The 11021-nt window shown below is 70.8% G+C and carries 9 protein-coding genes; 1 reads left to right on the top strand and 8 read right to left on the bottom strand.

The genetic code is table 11. The features are described 5' to 3' along the window. Nucleotides 1-547 (top strand): FtsX-like permease family protein (locus IE312_RS41390; protein WP_502266986.1); only part of this gene is annotated, 547 nt, incomplete at its 5' end. Nucleotides 548-728: 181 nt separating this feature from the next. Here IE312_RS41390 and IE312_RS22850 read toward each other — a convergent pair. The 8 genes from IE312_RS22850 to IE312_RS22815 all read right to left on the bottom strand — a co-directional run. Continuing rightward, nucleotides 729-866 carry a hypothetical protein gene (locus tag IE312_RS22850; RefSeq protein WP_189984220.1) on the bottom strand — a complete coding sequence of 46 codons (138 nt, stop codon included), beginning with the start codon at nucleotides 864-866 and terminating at the stop codon, nucleotides 729-731. A gap of 1 nt (nucleotide 867) precedes the next feature. Further along, nucleotides 868-2829, bottom strand: a complete 1962-nt coding sequence (locus tag IE312_RS22845) for a TIGR03960 family B12-binding radical SAM protein (RefSeq protein WP_189984219.1) — start codon at nucleotides 2827-2829, stop codon at nucleotides 868-870. Nucleotides 2830-2910: 81 nt separating this feature from the next. Next, nucleotides 2911-4413: a CYTH and CHAD domain-containing protein gene (locus IE312_RS22840; RefSeq protein ID WP_189984218.1), complete on the bottom strand. Its 1503-nt coding sequence runs from the start codon at nucleotides 4411-4413 to the stop codon at nucleotides 2911-2913. A gap of 50 nt (nucleotides 4414-4463) precedes the next feature. Then, nucleotides 4464-5660 (bottom strand): rod shape-determining protein RodA, encoded by a 1197-nt coding sequence (gene rodA, locus IE312_RS22835; RefSeq protein WP_189984217.1) that lies wholly within the window; start codon nucleotides 5658-5660, stop codon nucleotides 4464-4466. Beyond that, nucleotides 5657-7909 carry a penicillin-binding protein 2 gene (gene mrdA / locus IE312_RS22830; RefSeq protein ID WP_189984216.1) on the bottom strand — a complete coding sequence of 751 codons (2253 nt, stop codon included), beginning with the start codon at nucleotides 7907-7909 and terminating at the stop codon, nucleotides 5657-5659. Before mrdA ends, rodA begins: the two co-directional genes overlap by 4 nt. Nucleotides 7910-8220: 311 nt before the next feature. Beyond that, entirely contained in the window at nucleotides 8221-8898 is a 678-nt protein-coding gene (mreD, locus tag IE312_RS22825; RefSeq protein WP_189984215.1) for a rod shape-determining protein MreD, read from the bottom strand. A 12-nt stretch (nucleotides 8899-8910) separates the two neighbouring features. Beyond that, nucleotides 8911-9849 carry a rod shape-determining protein MreC gene (gene mreC, locus IE312_RS22820; protein ID WP_189984214.1) on the bottom strand — a complete coding sequence of 313 codons (939 nt, stop codon included), beginning with the start codon at nucleotides 9847-9849 and terminating at the stop codon, nucleotides 8911-8913. Nucleotides 9850-10013: 164 nt separating this feature from the next. After that, on the bottom strand, nucleotides 10014-11021 hold a 1008-nt coding region (locus IE312_RS22815), incomplete at its 5' end, for a rod shape-determining protein (RefSeq protein ID WP_306419797.1).

Here is an 11021-nt window from a genome sequence, read left to right as displayed (position 1 = left end):
GCTGCCCGCGCACGCCCGGCCGCAGTCGGGCTCGCTCATCCTCGACAGCGACTCCGATCCGCACGTGGTCCGCAAGGTGCTGGACGGCATCGGCGGTGTCGCGCCGACCGTCTCCGTCGAACCGGTCGGCGTCAACGTCGACAGTCTGTCGCAGATCGCGGTCATCGAGACCCTGCTGGTCCTCGGCATGGTCATGGGGCTGGTGATCGGTGTCGCCGCCTTCCTGGTCGCCGTCTCGGACCGGGCCGTCGAACGCCGCGCCCAGGTCACAGCGATCACGCTGATCGGGGCGCGGGCGCGCACCCTGCGCGCGGTGCAGGCCATCCAGGTCGTGCTGCCGCTCGCCATCGGCCTCGTGCTGGCCCTGGTGAGCGGCAAGCTCGCCGAGTCCAGTTATCTCGTCACCGGGGGCGGTGAGGTGTTCTGGGACGTCGCCGGGATCCCCGTCCTGGCGTGCGCTGCCCTGGGCGTGATCGTCGTCGCGACACTGGGCACGCTGCCACTGGTAGGCCGCCGCGTCGATCCGGAACTCATCCGCCGGGACTGAGACTCCCGATGTCTGTTCCGGACCAGGGTTCGACCTGGGCTGTCGCGGCTCGCGAGGAGATGGTGGCCTAGCTGGTGAGGCGGCGGGCCGTCAGGCCGATCCGGCGGGTGGATAGCCCCCCTCGCGATAGGAGAGGGGGGCTCAAGGGCTTGCAAGCGGCGCACAGGCACGGAGCGGGCCCTCAGGCCCACTCCAGAGAGGGCGCCAGCGGCGTCGGCGGGCGAGTGACCGAAGCGCCGACCGCAGCCAACGCAGCCGCCAGCTCTTCCTCGCTCACCGCCGCCAGCGCCTTCATCGCCCGATCGAGCGCCTCGCTCACGTCAGTGTGCGTGACCGCTCGACGCGGGCGCCTGACCTGCGTTCTTGACCATCAACGGCAGCAGCTTCTTGCCCGTCGGGCCGATCTGAATGCTCGTGTCCATCTGCGGGCACACCCCGCAGTCGAAGCACGGGGTCCAGCGGCAGTCGTCGACCTCTGTCTCGTCGAGGGCGTCCTGCCAGTCCTCCCAGAGCCAGTCCTTGTCCAGGCCGGAGTCGAGGTGGTCCCAGGGCAGGACCTCCTCGTAGGTGCGCTCGCGGGTGGTGTACCAGTCGACGTCCACGCCGTAGGGGGCCAGGGCCTTGTCCGCGCAGGCCATCCAGCGGTCGTAGGAGAAGTGCTCGCGCCAGCCGTCGAAGCGGCCGCCGTCGTCGTAGACCGCGCGGATGACGGCGCCGATGCGGCGGTCGCCGCGGGACAGGAGGCCCTCGACGATGCCGGGCTTGCCGTCGTGGTAGCGGAAGCCGATGGAGCGGCCGTACTTCTTGTCGCCGCGGATCTTGTCGCGCAGCTTCTCCAGGCGGGCGTCCGTCTCCTCCGCCGACAGCTGCGGGGCCCACTGGAAGGGGGTGTGGGGCTTGGGGACGAAGCCGCCGATCGAGACCGTGCAGCGGATGTCGTTGGAGCCCGAGACCTCGCGGCCCTTGGCGATCACCCGCGTCGCCATGTCGGCGATCTGGAGGACGTCGTCGTCGGTCTCCGTGGGCAGGCCGCACATGAAGTACAGCTTCACCTGGCGCCAGCCGTTGCCGTACGCCGTGGCGACCGTGCGGATCAGGTCGTCCTCGGAGACCATCTTGTTGATGACCTTGCGGATGCGCTCCGAGCCGCCCTCGGGGGCGAAGGTCAGGCCGGAGCGGCGGCCGTTGCGGGTCAGCTCGTTCGCCAGGTCGATGTTGAAGGCGTCGACGCGGGTGGACGGCAGGGAGAGGCCGATCTTGTCGTCCTCGTAGCGGTCCGCCAGGCCCTTGGCGATGTCGCCGATCTCCGTGTGGTCCGCGGAGGAGAGGGACAGCAGGCCGACCTCCTCGAAGCCCGTCGCCTTCAGGCCCTTGTCGACCATTTCGCCGATGCCGGTGATGGAGCGCTCGCGCACCGGGCGGGTGATCATGCCGGCCTGGCAGAAGCGGCAGCCGCGGGTGCAGCCGCGGAAGATCTCCACCGACATGCGCTCGTGGACCGTCTCGGCGAGCGGCACGAGGGGCTGCTTGGGGTACGGCCACTCGTCCAGGTCCATGACCGTGTGCTTGGACACGCGCCACGGGACGCCCGACTTGTTGGGGACCACACGGGCGATCCGGCCGTCGGGGAGGTACTCGACGTCGTAGAACGCCGGGATGTAGACACCGCCGGTCTTCGCGAGGCGGAAGAGGACCTCCTCGCGGCCCCCGGGACGGCCCTCGGCCTTCCACTCGCGGATGATGCGGGTCATGTCGAGGACGGCCTGCTCGCCGTCGCCGATGACCGCGGCGTCGATGAAGTCGGCGATCGGCTCCGGGTTGAAGGCCGCGTGGCCGCCGGCCAGGACGATCGGGTCGTCGATCGTGCGGTCCTTGGACTCCAGCGGGATACCGGCCAGGTCCAGGGCGGCGAGCATGTTGGTGTAGCCCAGCTCCGTGGAGAAGCTGAGGCCGAACACGTCGAACGCCTTCACCGGGCGGTGGCTGTCCACCGTGAACTGCGGGACGCCGTGCTCACGCATCAGCGCCTCCAGGTCCGGCCACACGCTGTAGGTGCGCTCGGCGAGGACGCCCTCCTGTTCGTTCAGGACCTCGTAGAGGATCATCACGCCCTGGTTGGGCAGGCCGACCTCGTACGCGTCCGGGTACATGAGCGCCCAGCGGACGTCGCACTCGTCCCACGGCTTGACCGTGGAGTTGAGCTCTCCGCCGACGTACTGGATCGGCTTCTGCACGTGCGGGAGCAGAGCTTCGAGCTGCGGGAAAACCGACTCGACAGGCATCTCGCGAACCTTCATGAGCTGACAGGGGTGACCATCAAGCGTAACCCGCCCGGCGGACTCCCCCGAACGCCCGGCGGGCGCTCAGCCGGCGGCCGCGTTCCCGGTCTCCTTCCACCGGCCGGGCAGCTCGGCCTCCAGCGCGGCCGCCCGCGCCTCCTCCCTGCCGTACAGCACCCCGTGGGTGAAGGTGCTCTCGCCCGCCGCGTGGGCCACCGCCGCCAGCTCCAGCAGGGTGCGGCGGGCCATGACGCCGTCCTGGTGGTCGCCGAGGAGGGTGGTGAGGGACTTCATGGCCCGGGTGAGGGCACGGGCGGAGGTGCCCAGGGCGGGGGCGGCTGCCTCGGCGGCGTAGCGGGTGCGCTTGGCCTTCTTGCGGGCCTCGTGCAGGGCGGCGTCGCGGTCGTCCCCCGGTGGCAGCTCCAGCGCCTGCTCCATGACGGCCGCGAGTTTCCTCTCGCTCTTGCGTACGGCCTTGGCGAGCACCTTCCCCGGTTTCTTCCCGGCGGCCCCGCGCAGCGGCGGGTCCGCGAGGAGGGCGTCCAGGCTGTCCAGCAGGGCGAGGTGGCGGCGGGAGTCCAGGACACCGGTCAGGTGGCCGTGGGCGCCGCGCCGGCGGCCTGCGGCCCAGGCGGTGAGGCGTTCGGCGACGGGGCCGGTGACCAGGGCGGGCGGGAGCGCGTCGAGGGCGCTGGTCAGACGGTCGGCCAGCACCTCCTGGTCGCGGTAGCCGCCCAGCTCGCCCGCGAGCCACTTCAGCTCGGCGCCGACGGGGTCGGTGGCGGTGCGGTCCAGGACGGTGCCGAAGGTGCGCAGGGTGCTGCGGGCGCGGCGGGTGGCGACCCGCATGCGGTGCACGGCGTCGGGGAGGCCGCGGCGGACGGCGGGGTCCAGTCCGACCAGGGCGTCCCGCTGGGCGCGGAGGTGGGCGAGGACGTGGTCGCCGGCGGTGGCGGGTCGTGGGGGCCCGGTCTTCCCGCCGCGGCGGCGGCCGGCGGTCAGCTCCAGGGCGCGGGCCAGTTTGGACGGCGAGGCGGCGGGGCGTACGCCCGCCTTGCGCAGCCGTTTCTCCAGCTGGTCGAGGACGGCCGGGTCGCCGCCGTCGGCCAGTTCCACCTCGATCTCGGTCCACTGGGCGGTACGGCGCTTGCCGGTGAGCCGTTCGGCGGTGACGGTGTCGAGGCTCGCCTCGGCCAGCAGGGTGCCCTGGGCGTCCACGAGGTGGCGTACGTCGCGGGTGGAGCGCAGCCGGACGAGGGGGATCAGCGGGGTGTTCCGGACGCGGGAGCGGACGAGGGCGGCGATCTCCTCGGGGACGGTGTCGGACAGCGGCGCCCGGATCTCGTCGCGGACACCGGGGGCGACCGGGAACTTCAGGTGCCAGCCGGCGTCCGAGCCGCCGGTGCGGCGGCGCAGGGTGAGCGAGGCGGCGGTCAGGCGTTCGTCGGCGGTGTCGTAGTACGTGGCGTCCAGGTCGACCAGGCCCCTGTCGAGGACGGCGGCCACGCCGCCGATGCCGGTCAGGTCGGGCAGCCCACTGTCGTCGGATTCGTACTTGCGCTCGATTTCGCGTTTCGTCTCCGCCATGCACCGAATCTAGTGTCCGGGGCACGGATATGGCAGGGGGCGCCCGGATCCTAGGCCGACATCGGGCGCTGCACCTTGATCGACTGGAGCAGGCCCACCGCGACCCACACCGCGAACATCGACGAGCCGCCGTACGACACGAACGGCAGCGGCAGGCCCGTGACCGGCATGATGCCGAGGGTCATGCCGATGTTCTCGAAGGACTGGAAGGCGAACCAGGCGACGATCCCGGCGGCGACGGTCGTCCCGTACAGCTCGGTGGAGTCTCGCGCTATCCGGCAGGCGCGCCACAGGACGACGCCGAGCAGGAAGATGATGAAGCCCGCGCCGAGGAAGCCCAGCTCCTCCCCCGCGACCGTGAACACGAAGTCCGTCTGCTGCTCGGGGACGAACTGGCCGGTGGTCTGCGAGCCGTGGAAGAGTCCGGCTCCGGTCAGGCCGCCGGAGCCGATGGCGATGCGGGCCTGGTTGGTGTTGTAGCCGACGCCGGCCGGGTCGAGGTCCGGGTTGGCGAAGGCGGCGAACCGGTTGATCTGGTACTCGTCCAGGATGTGCAGCTGCCAGATCGCGACGCAGCCGATCACCCCGGCGAGGAGCAGGCCGAAGACCCACCGGTTGGAGGCGCCGGAGGCGAGCAGCACGCCGAGGATGATCGCCACCATGGCCAGCACGGAGCCGAGGTCGGGCATGAGCAGCAGGATCAGGATCGGTACGGCGGCCAGGCAGAGGGACTGGAAGACGGTCTTGTGGTCGGGGTAGGGCTTGTCGCCCGCGTCCACCCGGGCGGCGAGCATCATGGACATGCCCAGGATGATCGAGACCTTGAGGAACTCGGCGGGCTGCAGCGAGAAGCCGCCGATGACCAGCCAGTTGCGCTGGCCGTTGATGGTCGCGCCGAGCGGGGTGAGCACCACCAGGGCGAGGAGCACCGACAGGCCGTAGAGGACCGGCACGGCGTTGCGCAGGGCGCGGTGGCCGAGCCAGACCGTGGCGATCATCAGGGCGATCCCGATCCCGAGGTTCATCAGGTGCCGGACCAGGAAGAAGTACGGGTCGCCCTGGTTCAGCTCGGTGCGGTTGCGGGTCGCCGAGTACACCAGGAGGGAGCCCAGCAGGGACAGGGCGGCGGCCGCGAACAGGATCGGCCAGTCCAGCCGGCGGGCGAGCGAGTCGCGGGCGAAGATCCTGGTCCAGCCGGCCCGCTCGGGGCCGTACCCGGAGACGGAGAAGCTGTTCGCGCCGGTCATGAGGGCATCCTCCGGCTCCCCCGCCTGCGCGGCCGCCTGCGGGTGTCGCGGTTGCCCGTGGTGGGCGAGGGCGTGGTCCCCGCGGGCTGCTGGTCGTCGCCGTTGGTGGGGTTGTTCTTCTGGGCGGCCTCGGCGTCCTTCGCCGGGTCGCGGGCGATCTTGGGTGCGGCGATGGTGCCGTCCGTGCGGACCTTGGGCAGGCCCTTCTGCGGCGCGGGCAGCAGCGCCTTCCGGTTGTCGATCGAGCCGTCGCCCTGGACGCCGTAGAGCGCGCTGTAGATGTTGCGCACGGCCTCACCGGAGGCTCCGGAACCCGTACCGGCCTGGGCGATCGTCATGATCACCGTGTAGTCCTTGGAGTAGGTGGCGAGCCAGGACGTGGTCTGCTTGCCGTAGACCTCCGCCGTACCGGTCTTGGCGTGCAGGGGGATCTTGTTCTGCGGCCAGCCGCCGAACTTCCAGGCCGCCGTACCGCGGGTGATGACGCCGGCGAAGGCGTCGTTCATGCCGCTGAGGGTGGCCCGGCTGACCGGGAGCTTCCCGCGCCTGGTCGGCTTGATCTCCCGCACGCTCCTGCCGTCGGCGCTGATGACCGCCTTGCCGATGGTCGGCTGGTACATCGTGCCGCCGTTGGCGACGGCGCCGTAGATCACGGCCTCCTGGATCGGCGTGACGAGCGTGTCGCCCTGGCCGATGGAGTAGTTGATCGAGTCACCTTCGCGCATCTTGTTGCCTTCGAGGCAGTTCTCGTAGGCGATCTTCTCGACGTAGGAGCCGTCCTTCTTGCCGGTCTTGCACCAGGCGTCCTTGTTGGCCTTCCAGTACGCCTCCTTCCACTGGCGGTCGGGGACGCGGCCGGTGACCTCGTTGGGCAGGTCGATGCCGGTCTCCTTGCCGAGGCCGAACTGGTGGGCGGCCTTGTAGAAGTAGTCCTTCGGGCGGCCCTTCTTGGGGTTGATGCCGCCGTCCTTCTTCCACTCCCGGTCGGCCAGGCCGTAGAAGACCGTGTCGCAGGAGACCTCCAGGGCGCGGCCGAGGGAGATGGGGCCGAAGTTCTCGCCCTCGAAGTTCTTGAAGACCTGGCCGCCCACCGAGTAGGAACTGGTGCACGGGTAGCGGCCGTCGAAGGGGTAGCCGGCCTCGACGGCGGCGGCCGTGGAGACCACCTTGAAGGTCGAGCCGGGTGCGGCCTGACCCTGTATGGCCCGGTTGAGCAGCGGGTAGTCCGAGTCCTTGCCGGTGAGGGCCTTGTAGTCCTTGGCGGAGATGCCGCCGACCCAGACGTTCGGGTCGTAGGTCGGCGCGGAGGCCATGGCGACGATCCGCCCGGTCTTGGCCTCCATCACCACGACGGCACCGGAGTCGGCCTTGTAGTTCGTACCCGTGATCTTGTCGAACTGCTGGCGGGCGGCCTTCATGGCCTTGTCCAGCTCGTACTCGGCGACCCGCTGGACACGGGAGTCGATGCTGGTGACCAGGTTCGAACCCGGTTCGGCCGCGTCCGACTTGGCCTTGCCGATGACCCGGCCGAGGTTGTCGACCTCGTAGCGAGTGACACCGGCCTTGCCGCGCAGCACCTTGTCGTAGGTCCGCTCCAGGCCGGAGCGGCCGACCATGTCGGAGCGCAGGTAGGGCGAGTCGGTGTCCTTGGCCTTCTGGATCTCGTCGTCGGTGACGGGCGAGAGGTAGCCCAGCACCTGGGAGGTGTTGGACTTGCCGGGGCCCGGGTAGCGGCGGACGGCCTCGGGCTCGGCGGTGATGCCGGGGAAGTCCTCGGAGCGCTCGCGGATCTGCAGGGCCTGCTTGGCGGTGGCCTCGTCGGTGATGGGGATCGGCTGGTACGGCGAGCCGTTCCAGCAGGGCTGGGGGGTCTTGGCGTCGCACAGCCGGACCTTCTGCATGACCTCCTCGGGGCGCAAGCCGAGGACGCCGGCCAGCTTGGTGAGGACGGCCCTGCCGTCGTCCTTCTGCTTCAGCAGGTCGGTGCGGGAGGCGGAGACGACCAGGCGGGTCTCGTTGTCCGCGAGGGGCACTCCGCGGGCGTCCAGGATGTCGCCGCGCACTGCGGGGTCCACGACCTGCTGGACGTGGTTGCCGGAGGCCTCCTTCTGGTAGGCGGCGCCCTCGCGGATCTGGAGGTACCACAGCCGGCCGCCGAGCGTGCCGAGGAGGGAGAGGACGAGGATCTGGATCACGACGAGCCGGGTCTGGACGCGTGGGGTCCGACCGGTCTCGGGGATGTTGGTCACTGCGGCTGTCTCCCCCTCTCAGTGTGCGGACGTCTGGGCGCGGCGGGTGTGGGTGCGAACCGCCGGTGCGCGTAGGAACGATGAGCGGCCGGTCCGTGCGCGCACGAGCGGCGACTTGCCAGTCCGTGCGCGTACGAGCGGCGACCTGCCGGCCCGTGCGCGTACGAGCGGCGACCTGCCGGTCCGTGCGCGTACGAGCGGCGACTTGCCGGTCCGTGCGCGTACGCATGATGAACGACCGGTCCGTGCGCCCGCGTTCCGCGGGGGTTGACCCGTTCGGGTGAACTCGCCGGGGTGGAACTCGCCGTCGGTCACAGCCGCTTGACCCCCTTGATGCGGCCGACCTTGGCGGAGCGGGTGCGTGCCCTGGCCTTCAGCGCGCCGAGGCCGCCGCGCTGGCCGCCGATGCGCAGGCCGGTTCCGGAGGACAGCCAGCCGGAGGAGATGTCCCCGGCCTTGGCGGCGCTTCCGCTCTCGGTGAGCGGGTCGTTGTCGGAGCGGCGGGCCAGCCACATCACGCCGGGCACCACGAAGGGGGCGAGCAGCAGGTCGTACAGGGCGGCCGAGAACAGCAGTCCCGGCAGGCCGACGTGGCGGGCGGCGGTGTCACCGACCAGGGCGCCCACCCCGGCGTAGAGCAGGGTGGAACCGAGGGCGGCGGCGACCACGACGGCCATGGGGCCGGACGCCGACTTCAGCCGGCCGTTCTCCGGTCTGACGAGCCCGGCGAGGTAGCCGACGACGCACAGCACGAGCGCGTACCGGCCGGCCGCGTGGTCGGCGGGCGGGGCCAGGTCGGCGAGCAGACCGGCGCCGAAGCCGACGAGGGCCCCGCCGACGTGGCCGTACACCATCGCCAGGCCGAGGACGGTGAGGAGCAGCAGGTCGGGGACGGCACCGGGCAGGTGCAGCCGGGCGAGGACGCTGACTTGGATCACCAGGGCCACGACGACCAGCGCGGCGGAGAGCAGGATCCGGTTGACACGCATGGGATTCGGCTCCTACTGCTGTTCGGCGGTGGCGGGGGCGTCGGCCGACGGGGTGACCGTGACGGTCACCGTCGGTGTCGGGACCGGTTTCGGCTTGGCCGGGAGCACGGCGTCCCGCGGGTCCTTCTTCGGCGCCTGTACGACCACGCCGACGACGTCCAGCTTGGTGAAGCTGACGTACGGGGTGACGTAGAGGGTGCGGGTCAGGCCGCCGCCGGAGGGGTCCACGCGGGAGACCACGCCGACGGGGACGCCGGGCACGAACGGCTTGTCGGCCTGCGAGCCGAAGGTGACGAGCCGGTCGCCCTTCTTCACCTCCGCCTTGCCGTTGAGCAGTTCCACGCGCAGCGGGCGGTCGCCCTGCCCGGAGGCGAAGCCCAGTTCGTCGCCCGCCTCCATGCGGGTGCCGACGGTGAAGTCGGGGTCGTTGGCGAGCAGCACGGTGGAGGTGCTGGGGCCGACGGTGGTGACCCGGCCGACCAGGCCGTCGCCGTTGAGGACGGTCATGTCCCGCTGGATGCCGTCGTCGGCGCCGGCGTCGATGGTGATGGTCCAGGAGAAGCCCTGGGCCGAGCCGATGGCGATGACCTGGGCGCCCTTGATGCCGTACTGGCCCTCGCCGGCGATCTTCAGCAGTTTGTCCAGCTGCTGGAGGCGGCTGCGGTTGCGGTCGTCGCTGCCGAGCTTGGCCTTGAGGGCCGCGTTCTGCTTCTCCAGCGCGGCGAGCCGGTCGTGCCGGCTGCCGGAGTCACGGACCGCGGAGACCGCGTCGCCGACCGGGTCGACCGCGGAGGACAACCCGTCCTCGACCGGGCCGAACAGGGTCGCGGCGGCGTGCCGGGCGCCGTCGACCGGGGAGTTCCGGCCTCCCCGGATGTCCACCGTGATCAGCGCGAACGCGATCGCGACCAGCAGGACCAGGAGCAGCCGGCTCTCTTTCGTGTCCCTCACGTGCGGCGGCCGTGCCCTTCCTCAAGTAGGAATTCCTCGGGCCCCTGGACGGCGCGTGTGTGCGGCGCGGAACCAGCAGGCCCATGCGGGGAGCTTATGCCTCTATGTCAACGATCCGCCGCACGAGAGGAGAACGTCTCGTACGGCGGAATCGGCACGTCATGTCATCTGCGCGGCTGGGCGTCCAGCACCTGCTGCAGCGCCTCGAACTCCTCGACGCACTTGCCGGAGCCGAGCGCGACGCTGTCCAGCGGGTCCTCGGCGATGTGGATCGGCATGCCGGTCTCCCGCCGCAGCCGCTCGTCGAGCCCGCGCAGCAGGGCGCCGCCGCCGGTCAGCACGATGCCCCGGTCCATGATGTCGCCGGACAGCTCCGGCGGGCACTTGTCGAGGGTCGTCTTCACCGCGTCCACGATGGCGTTGACCGGTTCCTCGATCGCCTTGCGGACCTCGGCCGCCGAGATGACGACGGTCTTCGGCAGCCCGGACACCAGGTCCCGGCCGCGCACTTCGGTGTGCTCGTCGGTGTCGAGGTCGTACGCCGAACCGATCGTGATCTTGATCTGCTCGGCCGTGCGCTCACCCAGCAGGAGGCTGTACTCCTTCTTGATGTACTGGATGATCGCGTTGTCCAGTTCGTCGCCGGCGACGCGGATGGACTGGGCGGTGACGATGCCGCCGAGCGAGATGACCGCGACCTCCGTGGTGCCGCCGCCGATGTCCACCACCATGTTGCCCGTGGCCTCGTGGACCGGCAGACCGGAGCCGATGGCGGCGGCCATGGGCTCCTCGATGATGTGCACCTGGCGGGCGCCCGCCTGGGAGGACGCCTCGATGACCGCGCGGCGCTCGACGCCCGTGATGCCGGAGGGCACGCAGACGACGACCCGCGGGCGGGCCAGGTACCGCCGCTTGTGGATCTTCAGGATGAAGTAGCGGAGCATCCGCTCGGTGATCTCGAAGTCGGCGATCACGCCGTCCTTCAGCGGGCGGACGGCCACGATGTTGCCCGGGGTCCGGCCGATCATCTTCTTCGCTTCGGCACCGACCGCGAGGATCCCACCCGTGTTGGTGTTGATCGCCACGACGGACGGTTCGTTCAGTACGATCCCGCGTCCCCTGACGTACACCAGCGTGTTGGCGGTCCCGAGGTCGACAGCCATGTCACGGCC

This window comes from Streptomyces capoamus, from assembly GCF_014654935.1.
Lineage (GTDB): Bacteria > Actinomycetota > Actinomycetes > Streptomycetales > Streptomycetaceae > Streptomyces > Streptomyces capoamus.
The sequence above is the reverse complement of the archived record's forward strand: the minus strand, read 5'-3'. Positions and strand labels throughout refer to the sequence as shown.

Coding starts and splice junctions, on each gene's coding strand:
- IE312_RS22845 (WP_189984219.1), bottom strand. CDS start 2,829: ATGCCTGTCGAGTCGGTTTTCCCGCAGCTCGAAGCTCTGCTCCCGCAC.
- IE312_RS22840 (WP_189984218.1), bottom strand. CDS start 4,413: ATGGCGGAGACGAAACGCGAAATCGAGCGCAAGTACGAATCCGACGAC.
- rodA (WP_189984217.1), bottom strand. CDS start 5,660: ATGACCGGCGCGAACAGCTTCTCCGTCTCCGGGTACGGCCCCGAGCGG.
- mreD (WP_189984215.1), bottom strand. CDS start 8,898: ATGCGTGTCAACCGGATCCTGCTCTCCGCCGCGCTGGTCGTCGTGGCC.